The organism is Otariodibacter oris, from assembly GCF_009684715.1.
GTDB classification, from domain to species: Bacteria; Pseudomonadota; Gammaproteobacteria; order Enterobacterales; family Pasteurellaceae; genus Otariodibacter; species Otariodibacter oris.
This window is the reverse complement of record NZ_CP016604.1, coordinates 675,125-701,241: the sequence shown is the minus strand read 5'-3', so window position 1 is coordinate 701,241 and position 26,117 is coordinate 675,125. Positions and strand designations below refer to the sequence as shown.

The window sequence follows — 26,117 nt, the reverse complement described above, 5'->3', positions numbered from 1 at the left end:
ACTAACTGATTAAGGTACAGATTTTTTAAATTCAAAATAAGTTATACTCCCCAAGTTCAATTGGGAAATTTGTCGTCTTAGTTTCCATTCTGGAAATTAAATAGGTTGTCACATTAATTATTTATGCTTCTATTCACTCAACTTGAGGAACACTAAAACAGCACCTCAAGGATATTTAGGTTTCTATATAGAATAGAATTAAGGAGTAAAATTCTATGATGATAGATAAGCGTCTTATAAATACTGTACCCGATAGCAAAAAATGGATTGCTATCAATGTACTATGGAATTGGGTATCGCTGGTCGGCAGTATTATTAGTGCAGTCGTCTTTGCTTTCTGCTTACAATTAGCCTTTAACCATGAGCTTTCCATCTTCAACGCCATACTATTTTTAATCATTTTATTACTGAGTCTTGGCTTACGCGCTTTTGCTGGGAAAAGAGTGATTCAATCCTCTTACAAAGCCAGTACACAAGTCAAACACCAACTTCGTACCTTGATTTATCAAAAAATTTCTTCAATGCCATTAAATCAAGTCAATCAACAATCAACTTCCTCTATCATTCAAGTTGCATCGGAAGGGGTTGAACAGCTTGAAATTTACTTTGGGCGTTATTTACCTCAGCTTTTTTATAGCCTACTAGCACCGCTAACCTTGTTTGCGTTTCTATTCTTTTTCAATGCTTCAACTGCGTTGATCTTGTTAGTCTGTGTGCCATTAATTCCAATGTCGATCATAGCTGTCAATAAAATTGCCAAACGCTTATTAAAAAAATATTGGGCGATCTATGTCGGTTTAGGCAGTAGTTTTTTAGATAATTTACAAGGATTAATTACTTTAAAAATCTATCAAGATGATGCTTACAAAGCAAAACAAATGGATATTGAGGCAGAAAACTTCCGTACCATTACAATGAAGGTACTGACCATGCAATTAAACTCTGTATCCATTATGGATTTACTTGCTTATGGTGGTGCAGCAGTCGGGATCATTACCGCATTGATACAATTCCAAGCGGATAATTTAACTATCTTCGGCGTAATTTTATTTATTTTACTCTCCTCTGAATTCTTTATTCCGTTACGCTTACTGGGTTCATTTTTCCATGTGGCAATGAATGGGAAAGCAGCATCAGATAAAATATTTGCTCTGCTTGATACTCCGATTGAAGAAAATCCAAATACAAGTGATTTTGTAGATGCGGATGAAGTGACTATCAATATCGAAAAACTTCATTTTGCTTACTCGCCAGAAAAAACGGCAATCAATGGATTAGATATTAGTATCAAACCTCGTCAATTAACGGTATTTGTGGGTAAAAGTGGTTCAGGAAAATCAACCTTGGTGTCACTATTAATGGGATTCTACCATGCACAGCAAGGTCGAATTTTATTTAACCAACAAAACCAAGATGATATTAACCGCCATTCTTTCTATCAAAAAGTTTCTCTCGTTAGCCACAGTAGCTATGTGTTTAAAGGCACGCTCAGAGAAAATATGCTGATGGCAAATCTTAATGCCTCTGATGAGGAAATCTACCAAGTATTAGCACAGGTCAATTTAGATAATTTCGTGCGTGAGAATGGTGGATTAGACATGATGCTATTAAGCAGAGGTAGTAATTTATCAGGCGGTCAAATTCAACGTTTAGCCTTAGCGAGAGCCTTATTACACAACGCTCAAGTTTATATTTTTGATGAGGCGACCAGTAACATTGATGTGGAAAGTGAAGAGATCATTCTGAATTTTATCCAGCAGTTAAAAGCAGAAAAAACGATCATTATGATTTCACACCGCCTTGCCAATGCAACACAAGCCGATCAAATTTATGTGCTTGATAAAGGGCAATTAGCTGAACAAGGCAAACATACTCAATTAATGGATAAAAATGGACTTTATGCAGAAATGTTTAATCAACAAAGAAATCTGGAAAATATCAGACTAGGGGGAAGCCATGCGTAAAAATGGTTTTATCATTATGTGGCAACTGATGAAGTTAGTCACTCCGCTTGCGCATATTATGACATTTACCATCATTATGGGCGTGTTAGGTTTCCTTGCGGCGATATTTATTATTGTCTTTGGTGCAATGGGTTTGATTAATCTACTAGATATCCAAACGCATCTCAGTTTTTCAACTATTTTAACCTTACTTGTTGTGCTTGCGTTTGCGAGGGGAATTTTACGCTACCTTGAACAAATGTCAGGGCATTATATTGCCTTTAAATTGCTTGCATTATTACGTGATAAAGTCTTTTCTGCATTGCGTAAATTAGCCTTCGTCAAATTACAAGGCAAACAATCGGGACAATTATTATCTTTAGTCACAAACGATATTGAATTACTTGAAGTCTTTTATGCACATACCATCGCCCCTGTGATGATTGCTATTTTAACTTCAATCGTTCTCTTGCTGGTGTTCTCGCATATCTCGCTATGGTTTACCTTAGTCGCTTTATTGGCTTATGTCACCATTGGTTTTATCTTGCCAATCATCACCACAAGAATGGGACGTGAAAGTGGACGTCAATATCGTGAATTAGTCGGCGAAATGAATGACTATTTCCTTGATAGTATTAGAGGAATGAAAGAGATCCAATTATTTGGTAATGAAGATGAACGCTTAACAGAAATTAACCAACGTAGCCAAAATATTGATAAAGCATTCTTAGCAATTAAAAATCAAGAAGGTAAAGTACGCTCTTACACTGAATTTGCCGTTTCTATTTTTAATATTCTTATTCTATTTGTGGGTTTAATTTTATTTGCTTATCAACAAATTAGTTTCTCTGGATTATTAATTGCAGTCATTTTATTAATGTCGAGCTATGGACCCGTTATTGCCTTGAGCAACCTCTCAAATAATTTACTGCAAACCCTAGCCAGTGGCGAACGAGTGCTTGCTCTACTTTCGGAAGAACCAAATTTAGAAGATGTCGAAAAGGGTAAAGATCTAGAAAATATTGAACGTATTCAGGTTGAAAATGTTGATTTCGCTTATGAAAACGAACAGATCTTATCTAACCTTTCATTTTCATTAAATAAGGGACAAATCTTAGGGATTCACGGACGTAGTGGTAGTGGGAAAAGTACTTTGCTTAAGCTATTAATGCGATTCTACGATCCACAAGCGGGAAAAATCCAAATCAATGGCACAGATTTAACCCAAATTAACACGCACAACTTGCGTGATAATATGGCTTATATCACCCAACAGACCTATATTTTCAATGAAAGTATTTACGAAAATATTGTGATGGCACACCGCCAAGCAACTAAAGAACAAGTAATCGAAGCCGCTAAAAAAGCATCGATTCACGATTTTATTATGAGTTTGCCTGAAGGTTATGACACGAAAGTCACCGAGCTAGGAAATAGCTTATCTGATGGGGAAAAACAACGAATTGGTATTGCTCGTGCATTTTTACATAATGCTCCTATCATTTTACTGGATGAACCAACCAGTAATTTAGATAGCTTGAACGAAGCCATTATTCTTCAATCATTACTCAAAGAAAAATCTGACAAACTGATTATCTTAGTAAGCCACAGGGAATCAACCATGTCTATTTGCGATCAAGTGATCCATATCGCCAATGGAAGAATGTCTTAAGCGGTGAGTTACCTTAACTAATCTGCAAAAAGAAAAGGACTGAAAACGATATAAATCGGATTCAGTCCTTTTTAACATTCTACGGGAATCCCTTATTAGAATGAGTAGTAAGTAGTCCTTACTAATTCAATCAACACCCTTTATCCAAGCGTAATTTTTCAATCTCTTTGGTAAATTCTTCAATGTCATCAAAGCTCATATAAACAGAAGCGAAGCGAATATAAGCCACTTTATCTAAATTTTTTAAGGCTTCGAGTACGAGTTTACCGAGAAGGCTACTTGGCACTTCTCTTTCGCCTAATCCTTGTAAGCGGATGATGATTTGAGTGATGGCTTTTTCTAAATCATCAGCACTGACAGGGCGTTTTTCTAACGCACGAACCATCCCTTGACGTAATTTTTGCTCATCAAATGCTTCTCGATTACCGTTACTTTTTATAATGTGCGGAATCTGTAACTCAACAGTTTCAAAGGTGGTAAAACGTTCCTTACACTGATTACATTCACGGCGACGACGAATGGAATACCCATCTGACGCAACACGTGAATCGATCACCTTTGTATCTTCGGCATGACAAAATGGGCAACGCATTATAATTGTCCCTTTTGTTGTTCGATATTTTGTTCAACAAATTGCTTATGCAAATTTTCTACTGGCGGCGGCATTTGTAGATAGAAACCCTTCGTTTCAATTTGTTGCAAAACTTCTTGATTATCTGCCCGCTTGAGAGACTTGTTTCCTTTTAAATTAAATAACATTACAAATTGTGGTTTACCAAATTGTTGTAATAATTCTTCTGGAACAGAATCAAATTGATCCCGTTTTTCAATATATAAATACATTTCTGCTTTTTTACTGCTTTTATAAATCGCACATAACATAATTAATACCCATCATCATAACTTACTTGGCTTTCATAATTATCAAATCGAGAATATTGTCCTTTGAAAGCCAAACGCACTTTACCAATCGGACCATTACGTTGTTTTCCGATAATAATTTCTGCCATGCCCTTTGATTCAGAATTATCGTTATACACTTCATCTCGATAAATAAACATAATCAAATCGGCATCTTGTTCAATAGATCCTGATTCACGTAAATCGGAATTGACTGGACGTTTATCAGCTCGTTGCTCTAGTCCTCGATTTAACTGTGATAAGGCAACCACTGGCACTTCTAATTCTTTTGCTAAGGCTTTTAACGAGCGTGAAATTTCAGCAATTTCTAAGGTTCGATTATCGCTGTACCCAGGGGCTCTCATTAACTGCAAATAATCGACCATAATTAAGCTCAAGCCGCCATTTTCACGGTAGATTCGTCTAGCACGAGAGCGTAATTCAGTCGGTGTTAAACCTGAGCTATCATCAATATAAATATTATGGCGTTCTTGTAAGAGAGCCATACTGGTTGAGATCTTACTCCAATCTTCATCATCTTGCGCGAGTTGCCCTGTTCTGATCTTAGTTTGATCCACACGAGATAATGAGGCTAACATACGCATCATAATTTGATCGGCAGGCATCTCTAAGCTAAAAATAAGCACAGGTTTGTTCGGCACTTTTGTTTGGTTACCATTTTCATCAACAACGATTTTGTCACCTAATGCTGCATTTTCACAAATATTCATGGCAAAGGTTGTCTTTCCCATTGAAGGACGAGCGGCAACAATGATTAAATCTGAAGGTTGTAAGCCTGCGGTTTTCCGATCTAAATCAGTAAAGCCTGTAGAAAGTCCTGTAACACCATTACCTTTTAATTTGGTTAACGCTTCGATACGATCCAATGTTTTAAGCAAAATGGTATCGATCTTTTTAGGTCCTTCTTCATTTGAGGTACGTTTTTCTGCAATGTGGAAAACGGAACGCTCCGACTCATCTAAAACATCTTTAATCGACAGCCCTTTTGATTGATAACCCATTTCTGCAATCTTATGCCCTGCGGCAATCAATTCTCGGCGAATGGCTCGCTCGCTAATAATTTCAGCATAGGTTAAAACGTTGGCAGCACTTGGTGTGTTCTTGGAAAGCTCCGCCAAATAAGCAAAACCACCCACATCTTGAATCACACCTCGATTTGTTAGTTCTTGATCTAAGGTGATAATATCAATCGGCTGATTATTCGATGCAAGATGAAGCATCTCTTCATAAATCAATCGGTGTGCAAAATGATAGAAATCAGAGGGTTGAACCCTTTCAGAAACATTATCCCATTGTTCATTATTGATTAGAACAGCTCCCAGTACTGCCTGCTCTGCTTCCGTAGAATGTGGTGCAGTATTAATTTCTTCTATTTCTTTATCAACGGTTCTCTCGGCTTTTTTAGGTTTGATCTTCGCCATTTCATTTCTCCATTCAACACACAAGCGGTAAGTTTAATCCAAATATTTGTAAATTTGAATTATTAAAATTTATCCCAAATGGGCTTACAATCTTGTGGTAAATTGAGGTTTTTACCTAACTCAATCCATCCCGCTGGATAATGAAAATCAGACCCTGCGGAGGCATATAATTCAAATTCATTTGCCCAACGAGCTAATAATTGACGTTGATCTGGCGATTGTCCACATCCAGCTACTTCTAGTCCATCTCCACCCGCTTCTTTAAAAGCAGTAATGATGCGACGGATCCAACGTGCTGTAAGCTTATAACGCAATGGATGAGCGATACAAATGACTCCTCCAGCATGATGCGTTGCCGTAATTGCCTCTTCTAAGGAGCACCACTCAGGTTTAACATAGGCAGATTTCCCCATGCCCAAATAACGTTTAAACGCTTGTTCATCATTACGCACATAGCCTTGTGAAACTAAAAAACGTGCATAATGTGCTCGAGTGACCTCCCCACTTGCAAGGGCTTTTGCCCCCTCATAAGCATTGGCTACACCCGCCTTTTCTAATTTTTCACCAATCAACTCTGCTCTAGTTTGACGAAGTTCGGCTTGGCTTTGCATTAATTTCAACAAGTCTTCATTATTTTCGTCGACGTTTAATGCGGCAAGGTGAAGACTTTTTCCTTCCCATAAAATAGAGATTTCTACGCCAGAAATAAATTCTATTGGTTGTGTTTGAGCAAAATGTTTTGCTTCTGCAATACCCGCCAAAGTATCGTGATCGGTTAAAGCAAGCATGCCTACATTAAATTCAACAGCCCGTTCGATCAATTGGGTTGGGGTTAACATACCGTCCGAAGCGGTACTATGGCTATGGAGATCTCTAATCATTAAATAATCTTATGGGAAAATAAAAAATAAAGCCACGGTATATAAAACTACACACCGTGGCAACGGATAAAAAACAAAAAGGAATTAACTCGCTTTTTCACAAGATTTTACAGAAGCAGACCAATCCGCACCTGATTTAATCTTATATTTATTCGCGAAATTATCCATATTTAAAGCAAATGAAACATTCAATAAGCTATTGAGGTACATTAAAGGACGACCTTCTTCCACTTCGCCAAAACTACTTTTATAAAGCATTGCACCACTATAAAGCACTTTAGCCTTATTTTGATCACCTACTTTTTGGCTAATTTCCACACATACACGTGTATTAGGCTTAATACCAGATTCTTCAAGCAATGAGTCACTAATATTTGTCCAAATATTGCCATATTGAATATCTAATACAGGAATATTACCTCTTAATGTGCCTTCTTCTAATACAGGTTTTTGATAGTCAATTGTCATTACTTGTGGCGGTAATTCATTCCCGACTTCGTCAAAACTGATTGTGCCAGAGGCGAGTCTTGCTCCCGTATAAGCATAAACATCACGTCCGTGGAAGGTATATGATTTTTCAGAACCGGGTAAGCGGTTCTTTGTTTCATCAATTTCACGAATGGAATCTATCCCTAAATTTTCAGCTACTAAGGTTAAAGTGCCGTTATCAGGTGTCACAAAATAGTGTCCTGTTTTGGTTTTCAATACCACCGATTTGCGATCTGTACCTACACCCGGATCAACTACACTCACAAATACCGTGCCTTTTGGCCAATAAGTTGCTGTTTGAAATAAACGATAAGAGGCTTCCCAAATGTTATAAGGCGGGATTTCGTGGGTTAAATTGAACATTTTAAGGTCACGATCGACCCCAAACGCAACCCCTTGCATCGCAGAAACCGCACCATCTTGTAAACTAAAATCAGTTTGTAATACCAATGCATTTTTTTCCGCATTTTGCTCAACTTGTTGCGTATTTTTTACATTATCGACATTGTCCGTAACAGGTTGCGTGGGTTCCGTTGCCGCAAATGTCATTGTCGAAAAACTCGCAATAACAATTGCTAAAAATTTTTTATTCATTAATTATCCTTATGTTGTGTAAGCATTAAATTTGTTTAATTAGTATATATACAGTATAAAAATTGTCTAGGCACTGTCACGATTATTTTTTGCCGAGTAATGCGTTTAATTCTTTAAATTTTTCTGCTTTATCGACCGCTTGTTCAGCCACTTTATTTAATTCTGCTAATAAATAATCTGAATTAGGATCCGAAGAATAATTCAGTGTTTGCCCTTCTGATAGCGTTTCAGCGTAAATCGTTAATTCTTCTAATAATGCACGTTTTTCTTCATTATCGTGAAACTCTTGGAAAAGCTTATCCATAGATTGAGTAAAGCTTTCGGCTTTGTCATCAATTTGTTGATAACAATATTTTTGCCAACGAACTTGTTCTGAACGAGAAAGGGTTTCTGGATAGTGTCTTGCCCGATAATTAAATAATAGTTTTTCGACACGTGGATCGGCAAATTTTAGACCGTGATTTGCTAATTCTTGTGGCTCTAAGGTACGTAAAATTGCCATATTATTTTTATCTGCTGGCGAGAAGAATCCCGAATATAATGTAGTTTCAACGTTAGGTGATTCAGTGAATGTACGTGTGTCACTAAAGATTTCAGTGACTTTTTCTCGAATCACACTTTTCTGTGTTTTGAGTTTTTTCAAATTCGCTAAACAAAGTTCTCTATCAATCCCCAATCGTTCAGCGGTTTGAGGCAACAAGGTTTTCGCTGGCGCTAAAATTGGGCATTTATTAATATGTACTAATTTCAACGGCACACTACTCAAGCCATTTTGTTCCAATTCTTCTTTTTTAGTATAAAGGCGTTCTTTTAGCACTTCTGCTGATTCAGTCAGTAAATCATCCATATTACCCGCTAAATCACACACGATAACCGCATTTTTATTTTCTGGATGCCACGCAAGCGGTGCGATCCAAGTGGTATTTCCCCGATAATTGCCTAACATTCCCGAAACGTGAACAAGAGGTGTCATTTCACCCGTATCAATCATTGCTTCAAGTTCTTTTTTACCGCGATTTTCAAAGAAAAAGTTGAATAGTTTTGGTTGTTTTTCTTTGATTAATTTTGCCATCGCAATGGTTGCATACACATCTGCCATCGCATCGTGCGCATTTTCATGTGCAATCCCATTTGCCTTAGTTAAATTTTCCAATTTAAAACTTGGCATGCCTTCATCATCAAACGCCCATTCAATGCCCTCTGGACGCAATGCATAGCACGCACGAACTACATTGAGTAGATCCCAACGGGAATTGCCATTTTTATAACTATACTCATAAGGATCAAAGAAATTACGGAAGAAAGTATAGCGAGTCATTTCGTCATCATAACGAATGCTGTTATAACCCATAATACAGGTATTGGGTTGTGAAAATTCAGCATGAATACGTGCCGCAAATTCAGGCTCAGAAATGCCTTCTTTATTACAAAGTTGAGGAGTAATCCCCGTAACCATTACTGCTTCTGGTGAAGGTAAATAATCAGGCGTTTGTTTGCAATAGAACATCACTGGTTCGCCGACAATATTAAAATCACTATCGGTACGAATCCCCGCAAACTGTGCAGGACGGTCTGAAGCGGGGTTAATTCCAAAACTTTCGTAATCGTAAATAAAGAAGGTTGGCTTATTCATTGGCTATATTGTGGAGTAAATAAGCCCGATTGTAGCATATTGTGCATTAGAGATGATGAGTTTGTTTGATTTTCACCAATAAACTCTCACAACATTTATCTAATAAAGCGTAAGTTTCATCAAAATTGTTGGTGTACCAAGGGTCGGGAATATGATCATATGGTAAATCAGACCGTAGCGTAGTAATTTGGAATAATTTTTCAGATGATTTTCCAAAAAGTTTTTCTAAATCACGCAAATTACTGTCATCCATCGCAATAATATAATCAAACTGATCCCAATCTGATTTTTTGATAGGACGACTGCTAAAACCTTTATTATCAATTTGATGTTGAGCTAATACTTTGGCAGTACCCCGATGCATATCTTCCCCTTCATGCCATCCTGCTGTGCCAGCACTATCAGTAAAAATCAGATTATCTAAGTGTGCCTGTTTGATTTTGTCTCGCATCACATACTCTGCCATTGGTGAACGACAAATATTGCCTAAGCAGACAAATAAGATATTAATTTGTGGTTTCATATTTCCTCGAAAAATCGTATTACATAAAGTAAATAAGCGGTCACTTCCGATCAATATTTTGCAATATTTTTAGAGAAAGTGACCGCTTATCATTCACATTAGAGCTAAATTGAAAAATTACGCTTTACGCCACGTCGTACCATTTGGACCGTCTTCCAAAATAATGCCCATTTCAGTTAATTTATTACGGGCTTCATCAGCAACCGCCCAATTCTTACTTGCACGAGCGTCATTACGCTGTTTGATTAGGGCTTCAATTTCCGCTACTTCATCATTATTCGCATCGCCTTGTAAAAAGACTTCTGGATCTTGTTCAAGTAAACCTAACACGCCCGCAAGTTGTTTTAGACGAGATGCTAATTTATCTGCTTCTGCTTGATTTTCTGCTTTGAGTTTATTGATTTCTCTCGCTAATTCAAATAAAACAGCTAATGCACCCGGAGTGTTAAAGTCATCATTCATTGACTCTTTAAAACTCTCAACATATTGATCGTCTTCTGGCAATGAAATATCTGTTTTACAGCCTCTTAAAGCAGTGTATAAACGCTCTAAGGCTTTACGAGCCAAGCCGATATTTTCTTCACTATAATCTAACAAACTACGATATTGCGCAGTTAAAAAGAAATAACGCACACTTTCGCTGTCGTATTTATTTAAGATATCTCGAATAGTGAAGAAATTGTTTAACGATTTAGACATTTTCTCTTCGTTAATCGTTAACATTCCCGTGTGTAGCCAATAATTGACATACTGATCACCGTGCGCGCAGCAAGATTGTGCAATTTCATTTTCGTGGTGTGGGAACATTAAATCTGAACCACCGCCGTGAATATCAAAGTGATTGCCTAATTCTTTACTGTTCATTGCAGAACACTCGATATGCCAACCAGGGCGACCTTTCCCCCAAGGAGAATCCCAGCTTGGTTCATTCTCTTTCGACATTTTCCACAACACGAAATCCATTGGGTTACGTTTTACGCTTTTCACTTCAATTCTTGCACCTGCTTGAAGTTGCTCTAAGTTCTGACGTGAAAGTGAGCCGTATTTTGGGAAAGTATCAACTTGGAACATCACATCACCATCTTCCGCCACATAGGCATGACCATTGTTGATGAGGGTTTCGACTAACTCAATAATCTCCGCAATATGTTGGGTCGCTCTTGGCTCAACATCTGGACGTAAAATATTCAACGCATCAAAATCTTTGTGCATTTCAGCGATCATACGATCCACAAGCTGATCGGTGGTTTCATTATTCTCGATCGCACGCTTAATGATTTTATCGTCCACATCAGTAATATTACGCACATAGCGAAGGTTATAACCTAAATAACGTAAATAACGGGTAATCACATCAAAAGAAACAAAGGTACGACCATGCCCAAAGTGACAGAGATCATAAACCGTTACTCCACACACATACATACCGACTTGGTTAGGATTGATTGGCTTAAATTCTTCTTTCTCACGTTTTAAGGTGTTATAAATTTTGAGCATAGTTCCTCTATTTTCATTTAGTTGTAAAAATCGCGACAAATATAGCAAATAAGCGGTCAGATTGTGAGATTTTTTTGCAATTTTGGCTAAACTTTTTAATAATACCGCCTTTGTATCTCCCTCTAACTAACAAGGAAACAACATGATTACATTACACACTAACTTTGGTGACATTAAAATTGCATTAAATGCGGAAAAAGCACCAGTAACAGCAGAAAACTTTAAAACTTACTGTAAAGACGGTTTCTATAACAACACAATTTTCCACCGTGTGATTGATGGTTTTATGATTCAAGGTGGTGGTATGGAAGCGGGCATGAAGGAAAAACAAACTCGTGCGCCAATCAAAAATGAAGCAAACAATGGCTTAAGCAACAAACGTGGCACAATCGCAATGGCTCGTACTTCTGATCCGCATTCAGCATCTGCACAATTCTTTATCAATGTTGCAGACAACACATTCTTAGACTTTAAATCAGAAACTATGCAAGGCTGGGGCTATGCGGTGTTCGGTGAAGTTGTAGAGGGTATGGACGTAGTTGATAAAATCAAAGGCGTGAAAACTGGTAACTACGGTTTCCACCAAGATGTACCAAAAGAAGAGGTGATTATTACCTCAGTCACTGTTGAATAATTTACGATAATTAGAACAAGCGGTCAGATTTTACATAATTTTTGTGAAATCTGACCGCTTGTTATCTATCTATAGAATTTATTTACTTAAATCCACGCTATACACCGCAAATCCAACTTCATCATTTTTGATAAATTTCATCGGATATTGTGCTTTTTCTTTGATAAAAGCTTTCGCTTTTTCAGTTGGAGAAGTCTCCACACGAATATCCAATTTCACATCACTAGTAATTGGTGCAATACGCCAGTTTTTATCTGCGCTTGGACTGACTTGTCCATCTTCTTGGCTTTTTGCAGTAATGTAATTAGCAAGAATTTGACGGTTTTCATCTGGTGCAGCAAATACAATATGATCACTACCAGTACCAGGGAATTTATTACCGTAAGCACGATAATTATTGGTTGCAACCAAGAATTCAGCTTTTGGATCTACTGGTTCACCTTGATAAGTTAAACTGATAACACGATGAGATTCTTCATTAATTAAATTACAATCGCCATCATAGCGTGCTAGTTGAGTAATATCATACTGATATTCCACGCCATCAATAACATCAAAGTTATAGGTTCTAAAGCCTGTCCAATCAAGTAAATATTGTGTTTCTTTCTTCGCTGGATCAATTTGATTAAACATTCCCGCGCTACATTCTAACCACTCTTTTAACTCTTCCCCTGTCACTTTAACAATGACTAATGTATTTGGATAGAGATATAAATCAGCAGCATTACGGAAGGTTAAATCACCTTTATCGACTTCGGTATAGCCTGTTGGATCATTTTTACGTCCACCTGCTTTAAATGGTGCACCTGCACTTAATACAGGTAATCCTGCTAATTTTGGTAAACTTTTCACGACATTTTCTGCATAGGCTTTTTGTGCTTGATTGACAATTTGTACCGTTGGATCATCTTGCATTAAAGCTAAATAGCTATACATATTATCGCTTGCTTTACCAATAGGCTGTGAAACAAAAGCTCGAGTTGCTTCATGAACAGGAAATAGTAATGCCGCAACGCCTGGATGATTTTCTACTGTCGAAGCTTTTTTCTCTACATCATAAATTGGACGTAATGCAGCTTGTCCATCTGTCACCACCCATTTATCATTTTCTTTCGCTAACGTCAGATCAACAACACTAATGTTATTCCCCCAATAACCCGCCATACTTTCAGGGACGCCTTTCATTGTACCCTTTTCAATATCAGCATTTGGGGATTCTGAGAACTCTTTATTCGGGAACAAACGATGCGCGTGTCCAAAAATAACAGCATCAATGCCTTCTACATCGGCAAGATAAAACGCTGCATTTTCTGCGCCTTCTTCATAAGGTTCATCTGATGGTCCAGTATGCGCTAATGCGACAATAATATCTGCCCCTTTACCTTTTAAAACAGGAATAAATCGCTCTGCAGTTTTTACAATGTCTCTAGCATCAACTTTTCCATCTAAATTAGCTTTATCCCAAACCATAATTTGTGGAGGAACAAATCCGATATAGCCAATTTTAACAATTTGTTCATTACCTGATTCATCAATAACTGTTTTTTCTTGGATGAAATAAGGTTGATAAACTGGCACATCTGTACCAGGTTTTACGACATTTGCATTGATAATTGGAAAATTAGCCTGCTTAATGGCTGCATTGAGGTATTCCAATCCATAATTAAATTCATGGTTACCTAGCGTACCTACATCGTACTTCATGAAATTCAATACATCAATAGCGGGATTAGATTTACCTTCTTTATAGCCAACGGCAGCTTGATAATCGGCAATAGGATTTCCTTGAATTAAATCGCCATTATCCACTAAGACGCTATTTTTGACTTCCTTCCTTGCTTGCTCAATCAGAGTTGCTGTGCGGGTAAAACCAAATTTATCTGTCGGGGCATCTTTGTAATAATCAAAATCGGTTAAAAAACTATGTACATCTGTAGTCGCAATGACACGTAATTTTACGGCATTTTCCATAGCAGGTAATGCCCAACTGTACCGCTGTGTGCCAAGAACTAGCATTGCACTTGCACCAATTTGAATAAAGCGTCTTCTGTTTATCATTTTATTACTCCAATTAAATGAACTTGCAAACTTTTTATAAAACCCACCGCTTGCAAAATAGGGCTAAATATTTATCTCTTCTATTTCTGATTCTAAATCTGTATCTTCATCTTCAATACGCCATTCTATTGAATTAAAAAAACCTAAAGAATGATCAATCATTCGAATGTATTCCAGTGATATCTCCCAAACAGGTAACTCATCAATTAATCTATGATCATAAAGCGCTTTATACAATTTTCGACCTAATTGAGCTTCATCACCTTCAAGCATAGCTGTTCGCCCAGTAAATTGAATACCTTGTAAAGAAGCATGAAAACGTGTTGGGGTAAATATGGTTCCTGCTACAATTGGATTTTTAAATACAGTTTGAGCATGATGGGTTCTATCACTTGTAACATAAATTAAACGCTTTCGTTCTTCATCAAAAACATAATAATGTGCTGTTGCCCAAGGGATATCATTATGTGTACAAGAAAGGGTAAATAAATACATTTTTTTAATGTAAGAAGCCATCCGCTTTTGCATATTAAGCCTCCTAATATTAAGTAGAATATAGTTAATGACCTTGTGCTTGATAAGCCTTTTAATTCTAACGTAATTAGACTAAATTCTAAAGAATAAAAATGCAGAAGATATAAATATCTTCTGCATAATAAATAAACATTGACTTAAATTATATAAGTAAAGGCTATAACACACCTTGCTCTAACATAGCTGTTGCAACTTTCTTAAATCCTGCAATATTTGCACCATTCACATAGTTTACAAAACCATTTTCTGAGCCATGTTCAACACAGTTTTCATGAATATTTTTCATAATGTCAAATAGGCGTTGATCTACTTCTTCAGTACTCCAAGATAAACGAATTGCATTTTGGCTCATTTCTAAACCAGATGTTGCAACACCACCTGCGTTTGATGCTTTACCTGGTGCATAAAGAATTTTTGCATCAATGAATACATTTACTGCACCTAATGTAGATGGCATGTTCGCCCCTTCCGCCACACAGATACACCCATTTTTAAGTAATGTTTTTGCATCTTCTGTGTCTAATTCATTTTGTGTTGCACAAGGTAATGCCACATCACAAGCGACACCCCAAGGTTTTTGGTCTGCAAAATATTGTAAGCCTTGTTCTTTCGCATATACAGATAAACGTTCACGACGCTCATTTTTCAGTACTAATAAATCTGCTAATTGTTTTTCAGTCATACCATTTTCTGGGAATAACACATAACCATTAGAGTCAGAAACCGTTAATACTTTTGCACCTTTTTGAATTGATTTTTCTGCTGCATATTGTGATACGTTACCCGAACCAGAAATAACAACACGTTTACCTTCAAAACTTTCGCCACGAGTATTTAACATACTTTCAGCAAAATAAACTGTACCGTAACCCGTTGCTTCAGGACGAATTAAGCTACCGCCCCAAGTTAATCCTTTACCTGTTAATACAGAAGAAAATTCGTTGCGTAATTTTTTATATTGACCATATAAGAAACCGATTTCACGACCACCCACACCAATATCACCCGCAGGAACATCTGTATCAGCACCGATATGACGGAATAATTCACTCATGAATGCTTGACAGAAACGCATTACTTCAGCATCAGATTTACCTTTAGGATCGAAATCTGAACCACCTTTACCCCCCCCCATTGGCAATGTAGTTAGAGCATTTTTGAAGACTTGTTCAAACGCTAAGAATTTTAAAACACCTAAATCTACAGTTGGGTGGAAACGTAAACCACCTTTATAAGGACCAATTGCAGAGTTCATTTGTACACGATAACCACGGTTCACTTGTACTTGACCATTATCATCTACCCAAGTTACGCGGAAACTTACAACACGCTCAGGTTCTACGATACGCTCAAGTAAACCGTATTTAGTATATTGTGGATTTTTTGCTAAGAATGGTGCAAGACTACCAAAAACTTCTTCTACTGCTTGGTGGAATGGTGCTTGATTCGGATCACGTTGTTTGATTGCTTGGAAGAGTGCATTTAAGTCGCTCATTGTATACTCCTGTTTTTTTATAATTAGAAATTATTGTGTTTTTTGAATGTAATTAAGTCTATCAATTCAAGTTAAATTTGCAACAATAAATTAGAAAAATTAATACATAAAATTAAAAAAACTAAGCTTAAATGCATATTTTTCACTCAAAGACAAACCTAAAAGACCTTAATCTTGCAATATTTTATAAATTTATTGATAAAAATTAGCAAAATCGCCCTCATTACTAGAAATATAGAGTAAAATTCTTATTACGAATGAGTAGAAATATTTATCATAGGTTTTTTTATGAGTAATGTAGATCAACAAGAATTAGCAAAATTTGAAAAAATGGCAAAAAGTTGGTGGGATCCACAAGGTGATTTTAAACCAATCCACTTACTGAATCCTCTTCGTCTTGCCTATATCAATGAAAAGTCTGAAGGGTTATTCGGAAAAAAAGTTCTTGATGTCGGCTGCGGAGGCGGAATTTTAAGTGAAAGTATGGCAAAAGCTGGTGCTAATGTCACAGGCATTGATATGACAACACATCCATTAGAGATCGCCAAACAACATGCTCAAGAAAATCAACTCAAAATCGACTATCAGCGAATTACTGTTGAAGACTTTCTCGCAAAACATCTAGAAACACAGGCAGAAAAATATGATGTCATCACATGTATGGAAATGCTAGAACATGTGCCTGATCCATTATCAGTAATTAGCAGTTGCCAAAAATTACTTAAACCGAATGGCGTACTTTTTCTTTCTACCATTAATCGTACATTAAAAGCCTATGCCTTAGTGATTATCGGTGCAGAATATGTATTGAAAATGTTACCTAAAGGTACTCATGAATTTGATAAATTTATAAAACCCGCAGAATTACTCTATTGGTGTGACAAGGCAGACTTAGATTGTATTGATATGGTTGGCTATCATTTTAATCCACTTTTAGAAAAATTCTGGATAAATAAGGATGTAAGCTGTAATTATATTGCTACATTAAAACCTATTTCTGACTCAATGTAACAGGTAAAAATAACGTATCTAAAACTAGACTGAGGGGTAAATCGACGACGGCAACCACACTGACAATGCCCCCTTCTTGAATGAACGAAAAATCACGACTTACTCCTGCATAAGGGGTATAGTCGTTTGCCGTAAAACTCAAAATTGTGCCACATCCAGACAAAGATAATACACCCAAAATTACTACCATTAGCCTGTAAGCATTTATTTTCATTTATTCATTCTCCCATCTGCCAATTATCATAACTGAAATAACAGAAAATATGCAAAAAATCTCGGATTTTGTTGTAAAAATGTTTTATATTGTCTTTTTCTTTCATTAATTAAACTAAACACAATAATAAAAGAGGAATGATATGCAAACTTACAATGTAGCAGTCTTAAGTGGTGATGGTATTGGTCCAGAAATTATGGCTCAAGCCATTAAAGTGCTTGATGCTGTCCAACAAAAATATCAGTTTAAATTAAACTACCATCCCTATGATATTGGTGGGATAGCCATTGATAATCATGGTAAAGCCCTACCTGATACGACGCTGAAAGGATGTGAAACTGCCGATGCGATTTTATTTGGCTCAGTAGGTGGACCAAAATGGGAACATCTGCCAGCCAATGAACAACCTGAACGAGGTGCATTACTCCCTCTACGCAAACATTTTTCGCTATTCTGCAATTTACGCCCTGCAACTTTATACAAAGGATTAGAAAAATTCTGCCCACTTCGTGCTGATATTGCCGAAAAAGGTTTTGACATGGTAACAGTGCGTGAATTGACAGGAGGAATCTACTTTGGTCAACCTAAAGGTCGTGAAGGCGAAGGTGCAAACGAAAAAGCGTTTGATACCGAAGTCTATCATCGCTATGAAATTGAGCGTATTGCTCGAGTTGCGTTTGAAACCGCAATGAAACGTAATAAGCATGTCACGTCTGTAGATAAAGCGAATGTATTGATCAGTTCTATTTTATGGCGAGAAGTGGTAACTGAAATTGCCAAAGAATATCCCGAAGTGAAGTTAGATCATATTTATATCGATAATGCGACAATGCAACTTATCAAACAACCTGACTTTTTTGACGTATTACTTTGCTCGAATATCTTTGGAGATATTATTTCTGATGAATGTGCCATGATTACAGGTTCAATGGGAATGTTACCTTCTGCAAGTTTGAATGAGCAAGGATTTGGTTTATACGAACCAGCTGGTGGCTCCGCGCCAGATATTGCAGGAAAAAACATTGCTAATCCAATCGCACAAATTCTTTCTGCTGCAATGATGCTACGTTATAGTTTTAACTTAGACAATGCAGCAAATGCTATCGAATCAGCGGTTCAAAGTGTATTAGCACAAGGTATTCGTACGACAGATTTAGCGGATCAATCAACACCAATTTCAACGAGTGAAATGGGTGATCTTATTGCTCAAGCTATCAAATAATCCTAACAAGCGGTCACTTTACCACTAAAATTTGTAACAAAAAATGCCATTACTGTACGAATTAGTAATGGCATTTTACTCTGGTATGGATTAATTATTTCGCATTTAATTGCTTTTTAATTCTCTCCATCTCTTCATCCCTCAAGACTCGGCGAAGAATTTTTCCAACGTTGCTTTTGGGCAACTCTTCTCTAAACTCAATTTCTCTAGGAATTTTGTAACCTGTTAAATGTTGTTTACAGTATTTACGTAATTCTTCCCGAGTTAATGTTTCATCTTTTTTTGTCGCAAAAACTTTAATACATTCCCCTGATTTTTCATTTGGAATACCGACAACAACGACCTCATTGACTTTAGGATGAGAGGAAATTACCTCTTCAATTTCATTTGGATAAACATTAAAGCCAGAAACGATGATCATATCTTTTTTTCGATCGACAATTCGTAAATTAAGATCTTGCCCCATTTCAACGATATCACCTGTTGCCATCCATCCATCTTTCATAACATCGGCAGTATCTTCTTCTCGTTGCCAGTAGCCTTGCATCACTTGAGGGCCCTTGACCCATAGTTCACCACGTTCACCTAAAGGAACGTCATTCCCAGCATCATCCACAATACGAATATCTGTATTAGGCACGGGGATACCAATAGAGCCTGAATATTCAGTGGAATCACTACGCGTTGCGGCAATCAATGGGGAACACTCAGTCATACCATATCCTTCGATAATATGATTTCCAGTTGCTGCATGCCAACGTTCTGCAACTGAACGTTGTACCGCAGCACCACCACCTACAGTCATTTTCATCCGAGAAAAATTCACTTCCTTGAAGTGCTCATTATTCAACAATGCGTTAAATAATGTATTGACCCCTGTTATCACTGAAACTCGATATTTTTTTAATTCTTTAATGAATCCAGGTATATCTCGCGGATTACTAATTAATAATCCTGTCAAACCTAATTCAATAAATAGTAAGCAATTCACGGTCAATGCAAACACGTGATACATTGGCAAAGCAATAACACCGATTTTACCTTCTCCATTCAGGATTAATGGATCAGCCACCCATTTTGCTTGTATTATATTTGCCACAATACTGCGATGCGTTAGCATTGCTCCTTTTGCCACTCCTGTTGTTCCACCTGTATATTGAAGAAAAGCAAGATCATCAGGCAATAATTCAGGTTTAACATATTGACGCAATTTACCGATACTTAAAGCTTCACGGAAACTTGCTGCATGGGGAAGTTTATATTTAGGTACTAATTTTTTAACATACTTCACCACAAAATTGACTAATGTACGTTTACCAAAAGAAAGCTGATCCCCCATTCTGGTTAAAATTACGTGTTTTACTTCAGTGTTAAATACCACTTTTTCCAGTGTTGCTGCAAAGTTTGAAACCACAACAATTGCCTTTGCACCACTATCATTTAATTGATGCTCTAATTCTCTGGGGGTATAAAGAGGGTTTACATTAACCACAACTAATCCAGCCCGTAATGCACCAAATAACGCAATAGGATATTGCAATAAATTTGGCATCATTAATGCAATACGCTCACCCTTTTCTAGGCATAATTCATTTTGTAAATAAGCAGCAAATGCTCGGCTACGCTCTTCTAACTTACGATACGTAAGCACTTTTCCCATATTAATATAGGCTGGAATATCTGGATGGCGACGTACTGCTTTTTCAAACATTTCAACTAAAGAACTATATTGATTTGGATTAATAGTTGTTGGTGCCCCATCTGGATAGTTTTTCAACCAAATTTTGTCCACGGGATTTCTCCTTAAATTTTTCTCAAAAAAACAGGGATAAATTGTCCCATTGATTTTTTTTGTAATACTTTTTTCATTCCAGCAAACAAGCCTGCTGTACTCATAAACATAATAAGTGCAACCACTAATTCATTATCTATCCATTGTGAAAATAGTAATGCACTCCCGATAAATACAATAAGAGGGATGCCATACATCCCAAAAACACCCAATAATAAATTTCGTTCAGTTAGACCAATTTCAATCTTATCACCAATTGATAAAGTTTCACTTACCTTCAATTCAAATTCTAATGCGGATTTTTCTCCTGCCAAAGCAGATAAAGTACGAGTGCCACAAGCACCACTACTGACACAACTGCCACATCCTACTTTTGGGTCACACACTACGGTTGCAATACCCTTGGAATAATTCACAACCGTTGCATATTCAACCATCATTATTTAGGTTCCCCAATTAATTGGTTTTGCTGAATATCTTGTACAATATGGCGTGCAGAAACTAAAGGTATTTCACCAACAATGACAACGTCCTTATCCCCAAATGTTTGGCTATAAATACTCAATTTTCCTTGTCGCCAAAATTGCTCATTAAAAATGACACCCTTATTCTGTACTAAATATATGGTAAAAGATGCTAACCCATCACTATATAATTGGCTTTCAATTTGCTCATTTTCCATTAATACACCAGATAAATTCTGTGTTCCTGATTTAATTTTTTTAAATCCTCTTGGAATCCATTTTGGATCCCAACTTAGTAATGGAGAATTTTTTTGCTCATCAACAATAACACTCGGTAAAATTAGAGAAGAAATAGGCTCAACGATATATATAAACTGGTCATCAACCGTCGGCTTAAGCACTTTAAATTGTTCTAAAATATTACCATCCCGATCCAATAAATCAGCTCTGAGTAATAAATAATTTTCCTCATCAATCCACACTTCATGTTGATAACGAAAATCATCTTTTGGAACGATTCTAATCACTCTAGCTAAACGATTTGCGATTCTTTCTCTACCGACATCAATAAAATTATATCCATCTAACTGATCAAAATCAGTATATAAAAGTACAGGTAAATTATCTAAAATATGATCACTAGCTAGACTAAATGGCTGAAATTCTCCAAAATAGCTTACTCGATCATCCCTTAAAATAATCTCTTCCCTTGCTTTATCTAGTTGCAATAATTGTGCGTATTCTTTGCCTAAATAATTCGCATGGCGATATCTTAGGGAATCAACTTGCTCTCCCTGCTGCACAAAGTAAAATAACTCATAATTCAGCATTTTATGAGCTATTGTCATTGCATTCAAATAGGCTACGGGTGTTTTAGCAACTTCTGCGAATCCCATAACCGATAGTCCAAATGAAAGTAAGAGTGTAACTACTTTATAAATTTTCATCATTTTCTATTTTATAAAATTAAAGCGGTAAGATTGTAACAAAATTTTGCAAAATTACCTGACAAATTCACTAATTGAGCAGAGAATTACCAACAAGCGTAGCAAAAACGACCGAATCCAAATCCACGCCAATCATCATAATAATGCATTCTCATCCACTCTAACTTTTCTTCAGCAACATGATTCTGTAATGCCAATTTATAACAAGCTTGGAACATTGGATTATTGACCTTTTCTAAATACTGTTTCTCAAAGGCTTTTTGTTCTTCTTCTGTGCGATCAAGAGGTGGATTAAATTTCTCATGCATTAATTCTGCCGTTTGCATATCACATTGTTTGGCTAAATTTACTTGCAATGCTTGCTCTGCTCTAAGTCTTTTTGCATCTCGTATTGCTTGTTGTTCTGGTGTAAGGCTACAAGCGGTAAGACTCACAACAGCCAATCCTAATAAGATGGTTGCTTTGTTCATACTCTATCTCCTATTTGCTGTGCAATTCTATGTTCTATTCGATGTTCTTATTTGATGTAGTATTGCGGATAATTTCTGATGATCTAAGACAGTTAATTTTCTATCTTGTTCTGAATTATCATTTCCCATACTTACTTGATTAGACTGCCTCATTGTACTCCAACGTTCACCTTTTGCCGAAAAATGAATTTGTGGCACTTGAGTGCGTTGGATTATTTCAGACACATTGTCTGCATTAATACCACAGCCCGCCATAATTTGAATCTGATTTTGAGCTTTATTAACTAATTGTTGCAATAAAGGAATACCCTCAAAAGCCGTTTTTGCTTGTCCTGAAGTTAAAATACGATCACACCCAAGATCAATTAATTGAGATAATGCGACAAAAGGGTCATCACAGAGATCAAATGCCCGATGAAAGGTAACTTTCATTCCTTGAGCAACAATTAACAAACGTTTGATGGTTTGAATATCGACTTGTGCTGAAGGAGTTAAAGCCCCAATCACAATATTTTTTATGCCACAAGCCAATGCCATTTCAATATCAGTGATCATGGCTTGAATTTCAGATTCACTAAAAATAAAATCTCCTGCTCTAGGGCGAATCATCACTGCAATAGGAATATTTGATATAGCTACCGCTTGTTTTAATAAACCGTAATTTGGTGTAATTCCCCCCACCGATAATGCTGAGCAAAGCTCAATACGATCAATAGGATATTGATTTGCTGTAATCACGGATTCTAAATTATCAACACAAACTTCGATTTTAGGCATTCACTTCTCGCTGAAATAATCTTTTCCATGTTGATTTGACATAACTACTCTCACGTTCAAATTCTTCACTATCAACAATGGCAGTTTGATTCAAAAGATTAAGATGATGAATTTTATTGCGTAAAGTTGTATAGCAATATTTAAGTTGCTCACTTTCTTCTAGGGAAAGGATACCACTTTCTGCACAGCTTTCAAAAATACGGACATTATCTGACCATACAGCTACTTGTGGTGAAGCATTAGCATAATTCAAGACAAGGTATTGTGCGATAAACTCAATATCTGTAATTCCGCCAAGATCGGTTTTTAAGTGAAAACGCCCATTTTCAGTATGACTTAAATGTGAATACATTTTTGCACGCATATTGCAAATATCTTCCACTAACTGACTGCTTGTTCTTGCTATGCCTAATACATTTTGACGGATGGTTTCAAATCGTTGACGAAGTAAAGATGAACCATAAACCGCCCTTGCTCGCACTAATGCTTGAGATTCCCATGTCCATGCTTCATTTTTTTGATAGTCTTCGTAAGCATCAAAGGTACTGACTAATAAACCCGATTCACCCGATGGTCGTAATCGCATATCGATTTCATACAGCACACCCGCACTGGTATTGAGATTAAAAATACTGTTAATTTTTTGCGCCAGTTTTAAATAAAATTGGTGGCTAGAAATGCTCTTTTTACCCCCAACTGTTTGGCTATTTTCTGGTGCATTATGTAGGAAAACTAAATCCAAATCGGAATTATATCCCAACTCAATTCCACCTAATTTACCATAACCAATCACCATAAAATCTTGTTCATTTTCAGCTAAATGTTCTGGGACACCAAAGCGTTTTGATACTTGCTTCCACGCTAAATTCACCACTGCACCTAAAATAGCTTCCGCTAAATAAGTTAAGTGATCACTAATTTTCATCACCGGCAATACACCTAAAATATCTGCTGAGGCAATATGTAATGTCTGGCTTTGCTTAAACTGACGAAGGGCATCAATTAATGCTTCCTCATCCTCTTCGGGAATACGTATTAAATATTCTTGTAATGTGATTGCATACTCTTCCAAAGGAATGACTTGGGTTAAAGAATTTTGCACAATCAATTCATCTAGCAACATGGGATGACGAGCAATCTGTTCAGCAATCATCACCGATTGACTACATAGGGTAAATAGTTGCGGTAAGATTTGCTCTTTCTCGAGTAACAATTCTAAGTAGGTCGTACGAGTATTGATCTTATCAATAATATTTAAAATTCGAGGTAACAGTGTCAGGTAGTTATTTTGTTGAAAAACTTGATCCACGATCACAGGCAGTAATCTTCTCAATACTTCTCGCCCTCTCACACCAATCGGACGTTTGATCCACTCTTGAAAAGTCGATGAAAAAATCTGAAAAATAGGAGAATAATCCTCTGGTGCTACAGGATATGCAACCAAATTTGTTGCAACATCCTCTTGCGTAATTTGATAATTCAAAATATCTCGCCACATACTTAATTGAAGTGATTGCGAATGATCATCTTCTGAACATTCCTGTTCATCATCTTCGCCAATTAACTCATTAAATATATTTCTAATCTGTAGTTGATAATGTTGCAACTGAATCAAAAATGCTTGCCAATTTTCACACCCACAAATAAAGGCAATACGTTGCTGATCTTGGGGATCCATTGGTAAGGTTTGAGTTTGTTGATCATTGATCGCTTGAAGGGTATTTTCAACTTGTCTTAAAAATAAATAGCCGTCTTTTAAGAGTTCAATTTGCTGTGGAGTTAATAAATTTAATGTGGCTAAATGCGGTAAAACGCTAAGTAAACTACGTTGTTGTAAAATTTTATCTCTGCCACCTCGGATCATTTGAAACGTTTGTACGATAAACTCAACTTCTCGAATACCGCCCGCCCCTAGCTTAATATTATCTTCTAGCCCTCTGCGTAGCACTTCTCTGCTAATTTTTTGCTTCATCTCCCGTAAGGATTGAATAGCACTAAAATCAAGGTAACGACGATAAACAAACGGACGCAGCATCTGCTTTAAATATTTGTGATTGATATTGGTAAGATCTTCACCCAGAATTTTTGCCTTGATCATCGCATAGCGTTCCCAATCTCGCCCTTGCTCTTGGTAATAGTCCTCCATCGCTGAAAAACTCAGTACCAAAGCCCCACTATCGCCAAAGGGGCGTAATCGCATATCGGTACGATATACAAAGCCATCTAAGGTAATTTCATCTAACGCACGAATGAGTTTCTGTCCAAGCCGAGTAAAAAATTTACTGTTATCAATTGATTTTCTTGCTCCAACCGTTTCACCCACATCAGGATAAGTAAAAATTAAATCTATATCAGAAGAAAAATTAAGCTCTCTTCCACCTAATTTTCCCATCCCTAAAATTAGTAATTCTTGTTGTTCGCCGAGTTCATTCATTGGCGTACCGTAATCTTGGCACAAACGCTCAAACAACCAATCTCTTGTAGCTAAAATAATGGTTTCGGCAAGATCGGATAAGGTTTCAAAAATTTGTTGAGGAGTCGCTAAATGATTAGATTGTAAAAAACTTAATTTTGCCATTTCTCTATGGCGATATTGACGTAATATTTTATGCAAACTTTCTTCACCATCAACCGCCTGTAATTTTTGTGATAATTCATTTTTGTATTGTTCTACATTACTTAGGGTTGGAATATTTTGCACCCACTCTATCAATAAATCGGGCTGTTTTTGCAGTTGCTGAAAGACAAAATCAGACATTGCAATTGCAGTGACAAGCGGTTGGATCATCGCTGTTTTTTGCAAATTTTCTGATATCTGATGAAGTGAAAACAACTCTGCCAGTTTTTGCTCTGCGGATAGGAAAAGTGTCGTTTGCATACGAAACCTAAAATTAAGCTAGAAAGGAAGTAAAGGTAGGTTTACAG

23 protein-coding genes are annotated in these 26,117 nt (G+C 36.7%); 5 read left to right on the top strand and 18 right to left on the bottom strand.

Annotation, left to right across the window (positions count from 1 at the left end):
- The first annotated feature begins 215 nt into the window (after positions 1 to 215).
- Together A6A10_RS03215 and A6A10_RS03210 are read left to right on the top strand one after the other, a co-directional pair.
- Positions 216 to 1,964 carry an ABC transporter ATP-binding protein/permease gene (locus tag A6A10_RS03215; protein WP_121122040.1) on the top strand — a complete coding sequence of 583 codons (1,749 nt, stop codon included), beginning with the start codon at positions 216 to 218 and terminating at the stop codon, positions 1,962 to 1,964.
- Entirely contained in the window at positions 1,957 to 3,615 is a 1,659-nt protein-coding gene (locus A6A10_RS03210; RefSeq protein WP_121122041.1) for an amino acid ABC transporter ATP-binding/permease protein, read from the top strand. The genes A6A10_RS03215 and A6A10_RS03210 overlap by 8 nt, the downstream gene beginning before the upstream one ends.
- Before the next feature lie 130 nt (positions 3,616 to 3,745).
- Here the strand turns inward: A6A10_RS03210 and nrdR are convergent, their stop codons facing one another.
- The 8 genes from nrdR to cysS form a co-directional block, all read right to left on the bottom strand.
- Positions 3,746 to 4,207, bottom strand: coding sequence for a transcriptional regulator NrdR (gene nrdR / locus A6A10_RS03205; RefSeq protein ID WP_121122043.1), 462 nt, complete (start codon positions 4,205 to 4,207; stop codon positions 3,746 to 3,748).
- The gene (locus A6A10_RS03200) at positions 4,207 to 4,497 is read right to left on the bottom strand and encodes a YcgL domain-containing protein (RefSeq protein ID WP_121122045.1); all 291 of its coding nucleotides are present in this window, start codon (positions 4,495 to 4,497) and stop codon (positions 4,207 to 4,209) included. The genes nrdR and A6A10_RS03200 overlap by 1 nt, the downstream gene beginning before the upstream one ends.
- Before the next feature lie 2 nt (positions 4,498 to 4,499).
- Positions 4,500 to 5,957: a replicative DNA helicase gene (gene dnaB / locus A6A10_RS03195; RefSeq protein ID WP_121122047.1), complete on the bottom strand. Its 1,458-nt coding sequence runs from the start codon at positions 5,955 to 5,957 to the stop codon at positions 4,500 to 4,502.
- A 62-nt stretch (positions 5,958 to 6,019) separates the two neighbouring features.
- Positions 6,020 to 6,838 (bottom strand): PHP domain-containing protein, encoded by an 819-nt coding sequence (locus A6A10_RS03190; protein ID WP_121122049.1) that lies wholly within the window; start codon positions 6,836 to 6,838, stop codon positions 6,020 to 6,022.
- An 84-nt stretch (positions 6,839 to 6,922) separates the two neighbouring features.
- Positions 6,923 to 7,921 (bottom strand): SAM hydrolase/SAM-dependent halogenase family protein, encoded by a 999-nt coding sequence (locus tag A6A10_RS03185; RefSeq protein ID WP_121122051.1) that lies wholly within the window; start codon positions 7,919 to 7,921, stop codon positions 6,923 to 6,925.
- 82 nt (positions 7,922 to 8,003) lie between these two features.
- The gene (gene sbcB, locus A6A10_RS03180; RefSeq protein ID WP_121122053.1) at positions 8,004 to 9,554 is read right to left on the bottom strand and encodes an exodeoxyribonuclease I; all 1,551 of its coding nucleotides are present in this window, start codon (positions 9,552 to 9,554) and stop codon (positions 8,004 to 8,006) included.
- 46 nt (positions 9,555 to 9,600) lie between these two features.
- Entirely contained in the window at positions 9,601 to 10,077 is a 477-nt protein-coding gene (locus tag A6A10_RS03175) for a low molecular weight protein-tyrosine-phosphatase (protein WP_121122055.1), read from the bottom strand.
- Positions 10,078 to 10,194: 117 nt separating this feature from the next.
- Positions 10,195 to 11,574 carry a cysteine--tRNA ligase gene (gene cysS / locus A6A10_RS03170; protein ID WP_121122057.1) on the bottom strand — a complete coding sequence of 460 codons (1,380 nt, stop codon included), beginning with the start codon at positions 11,572 to 11,574 and terminating at the stop codon, positions 10,195 to 10,197.
- A 142-nt stretch (positions 11,575 to 11,716) separates the two neighbouring features.
- Between cysS and A6A10_RS03165 the strand changes: the two genes are divergently transcribed.
- The gene (locus A6A10_RS03165) at positions 11,717 to 12,208 is read left to right on the top strand and encodes a peptidylprolyl isomerase (protein WP_121122059.1); all 492 of its coding nucleotides are present in this window, start codon (positions 11,717 to 11,719) and stop codon (positions 12,206 to 12,208) included.
- A 78-nt stretch (positions 12,209 to 12,286) separates the two neighbouring features.
- Here A6A10_RS03165 and cpdB read toward each other — a convergent pair whose 3' ends face one another.
- The 3 genes from cpdB to gdhA all read right to left on the bottom strand — a co-directional run bounded on the left by cpdB (position 12,287) and on the right by gdhA (position 16,295).
- Positions 12,287 to 14,266 (bottom strand): 2',3'-cyclic-nucleotide 2'-phosphodiesterase, encoded by a 1,980-nt coding sequence (gene cpdB, locus A6A10_RS03160; protein WP_121122061.1) that lies wholly within the window; start codon positions 14,264 to 14,266, stop codon positions 12,287 to 12,289.
- 63 nt (positions 14,267 to 14,329) lie between these two features.
- The gene (locus A6A10_RS03155) at positions 14,330 to 14,794 is read right to left on the bottom strand and encodes a pyridoxamine 5'-phosphate oxidase family protein (protein ID WP_121122063.1); all 465 of its coding nucleotides are present in this window, start codon (positions 14,792 to 14,794) and stop codon (positions 14,330 to 14,332) included.
- A 163-nt stretch (positions 14,795 to 14,957) separates the two neighbouring features.
- Positions 14,958 to 16,295: an NADP-specific glutamate dehydrogenase gene (gene gdhA, locus A6A10_RS03150; protein ID WP_121122065.1), complete on the bottom strand. Its 1,338-nt coding sequence runs from the start codon at positions 16,293 to 16,295 to the stop codon at positions 14,958 to 14,960.
- Positions 16,296 to 16,583: 288 nt separating this feature from the next.
- Between gdhA and ubiG the strand changes: the two genes are divergently transcribed.
- Positions 16,584 to 17,306, top strand: a complete 723-nt coding sequence (ubiG, locus tag A6A10_RS03145) for a bifunctional 2-polyprenyl-6-hydroxyphenol methylase/3-demethylubiquinol 3-O-methyltransferase UbiG (RefSeq protein ID WP_121122067.1) — start codon at positions 16,584 to 16,586, stop codon at positions 17,304 to 17,306.
- Here ubiG and A6A10_RS03140 read toward each other — a convergent pair.
- A complete protein-coding gene (locus tag A6A10_RS03140) occupies positions 17,287 to 17,520 on the bottom strand; it encodes a YceK/YidQ family lipoprotein (protein WP_121122069.1) in 234 nt (77 codons plus the stop codon). The two genes, ubiG and A6A10_RS03140, sit on opposite strands and share 20 nt — an antisense overlap.
- 142 nt (positions 17,521 to 17,662) lie before the next feature.
- Between A6A10_RS03140 and leuB the strand changes: the two genes are divergently transcribed.
- Positions 17,663 to 18,742 carry a 3-isopropylmalate dehydrogenase gene (gene leuB, locus A6A10_RS03135; RefSeq protein WP_121122071.1) on the top strand — a complete coding sequence of 360 codons (1,080 nt, stop codon included), beginning with the start codon at positions 17,663 to 17,665 and terminating at the stop codon, positions 18,740 to 18,742.
- A gap of 94 nt (positions 18,743 to 18,836) precedes the next feature.
- Here the strand turns inward: leuB and fadD are convergent, their stop codons facing one another.
- The 6 genes from fadD to glnE all read right to left on the bottom strand — a co-directional run bounded on the left by fadD (position 18,837) and on the right by glnE (position 26,070).
- Positions 18,837 to 20,534, bottom strand: a complete 1,698-nt coding sequence (gene fadD / locus A6A10_RS03130) for a long-chain-fatty-acid--CoA ligase FadD (RefSeq protein WP_121122073.1) — start codon at positions 20,532 to 20,534, stop codon at positions 18,837 to 18,839.
- Positions 20,535 to 20,545: 11 nt separating this feature from the next.
- The gene (locus A6A10_RS03125; RefSeq protein WP_121122075.1) at positions 20,546 to 20,974 is read right to left on the bottom strand and encodes a SoxR reducing system RseC family protein; all 429 of its coding nucleotides are present in this window, start codon (positions 20,972 to 20,974) and stop codon (positions 20,546 to 20,548) included.
- Positions 20,974 to 21,948 (bottom strand): MucB/RseB C-terminal domain-containing protein, encoded by a 975-nt coding sequence (locus A6A10_RS03120; RefSeq protein ID WP_229583615.1) that lies wholly within the window; start codon positions 21,946 to 21,948, stop codon positions 20,974 to 20,976. Before A6A10_RS03120 ends, A6A10_RS03125 begins: the two co-directional genes overlap by 1 nt.
- Positions 21,949 to 22,031: 83 nt before the next feature.
- Complete coding sequence (locus A6A10_RS03115) at positions 22,032 to 22,415, bottom strand: hypothetical protein (RefSeq protein WP_121122077.1); 384 nt, start codon at positions 22,413 to 22,415, stop codon at positions 22,032 to 22,034.
- 27 nt (positions 22,416 to 22,442) lie between these two features.
- Positions 22,443 to 23,192 (bottom strand): copper homeostasis protein CutC, encoded by a 750-nt coding sequence (locus A6A10_RS03110; protein ID WP_121122079.1) that lies wholly within the window; start codon positions 23,190 to 23,192, stop codon positions 22,443 to 22,445.
- Positions 23,185 to 26,070 carry a bifunctional [glutamate--ammonia ligase]-adenylyl-L-tyrosine phosphorylase/[glutamate--ammonia-ligase] adenylyltransferase gene (glnE, locus tag A6A10_RS03105; protein WP_121122081.1) on the bottom strand — a complete coding sequence of 962 codons (2,886 nt, stop codon included), beginning with the start codon at positions 26,068 to 26,070 and terminating at the stop codon, positions 23,185 to 23,187. Before glnE ends, A6A10_RS03110 begins: the two co-directional genes overlap by 8 nt.
- Positions 26,071 to 26,117: the final 47 nt, after the last annotated feature.

Bases quoted from the DNA above. Each gene is read 5' to 3' on its own strand.
- A6A10_RS03165 (WP_121122059.1), top strand. From the start codon at position 11,717: ATGATTACATTACACACTAACTTTGGTGACATTAAAATTGCATTAAAT.
- A6A10_RS03210 (WP_121122041.1), top strand. From the start codon at position 1,957: ATGCGTAAAAATGGTTTTATCATTATGTGGCAACTGATGAAGTTAGTC.
- A6A10_RS03115 (WP_121122077.1), bottom strand. From the start codon at position 22,415: ATGAACAAAGCAACCATCTTATTAGGATTGGCTGTTGTGAGTCTTACC.
- A6A10_RS03110 (WP_121122079.1), bottom strand. From the start codon at position 23,192: ATGCCTAAAATCGAAGTTTGTGTTGATAATTTAGAATCCGTGATTACA.
- A6A10_RS03215 (WP_121122040.1), top strand. From the start codon at position 216: ATGATGATAGATAAGCGTCTTATAAATACTGTACCCGATAGCAAAAAA.
- A6A10_RS03120 (WP_229583615.1), bottom strand. From the start codon at position 21,948: ATGATGAAAATTTATAAAGTAGTTACACTCTTACTTTCATTTGGACTA.
- A6A10_RS03125 (WP_121122075.1), bottom strand. From the start codon at position 20,974: ATGATGGTTGAATATGCAACGGTTGTGAATTATTCCAAGGGTATTGCA.
- A6A10_RS03155 (WP_121122063.1), bottom strand. From the start codon at position 14,794: ATGCAAAAGCGGATGGCTTCTTACATTAAAAAAATGTATTTATTTACC.
- cpdB (WP_121122061.1), bottom strand. From the start codon at position 14,266: ATGATAAACAGAAGACGCTTTATTCAAATTGGTGCAAGTGCAATGCTA.
- A6A10_RS03140 (WP_121122069.1), bottom strand. From the start codon at position 17,520: ATGAAAATAAATGCTTACAGGCTAATGGTAGTAATTTTGGGTGTATTA.
- cysS (WP_121122057.1), bottom strand. From the start codon at position 11,574: ATGCTCAAAATTTATAACACCTTAAAACGTGAGAAAGAAGAATTTAAG.
- A6A10_RS03190 (WP_121122049.1), bottom strand. From the start codon at position 6,838: ATGATTAGAGATCTCCATAGCCATAGTACCGCTTCGGACGGTATGTTA.
- glnE (WP_121122081.1), bottom strand. From the start codon at position 26,070: ATGCAAACGACACTTTTCCTATCCGCAGAGCAAAAACTGGCAGAGTTG.
- leuB (WP_121122071.1), top strand. From the start codon at position 17,663: ATGCAAACTTACAATGTAGCAGTCTTAAGTGGTGATGGTATTGGTCCA.
- A6A10_RS03185 (WP_121122051.1), bottom strand. From the start codon at position 7,921: ATGAATAAAAAATTTTTAGCAATTGTTATTGCGAGTTTTTCGACAATG.
- ubiG (WP_121122067.1), top strand. From the start codon at position 16,584: ATGAGTAATGTAGATCAACAAGAATTAGCAAAATTTGAAAAAATGGCA.
- dnaB (WP_121122047.1), bottom strand. From the start codon at position 5,957: ATGGCGAAGATCAAACCTAAAAAAGCCGAGAGAACCGTTGATAAAGAA.
- A6A10_RS03200 (WP_121122045.1), bottom strand. From the start codon at position 4,497: ATGTTATGTGCGATTTATAAAAGCAGTAAAAAAGCAGAAATGTATTTA.
- nrdR (WP_121122043.1), bottom strand. From the start codon at position 4,207: ATGCGTTGCCCATTTTGTCATGCCGAAGATACAAAGGTGATCGATTCA.
- gdhA (WP_121122065.1), bottom strand. From the start codon at position 16,295: ATGAGCGACTTAAATGCACTCTTCCAAGCAATCAAACAACGTGATCCG.
- A6A10_RS03175 (WP_121122055.1), bottom strand. From the start codon at position 10,077: ATGAAACCACAAATTAATATCTTATTTGTCTGCTTAGGCAATATTTGT.
- sbcB (WP_121122053.1), bottom strand. From the start codon at position 9,554: ATGAATAAGCCAACCTTCTTTATTTACGATTACGAAAGTTTTGGAATT.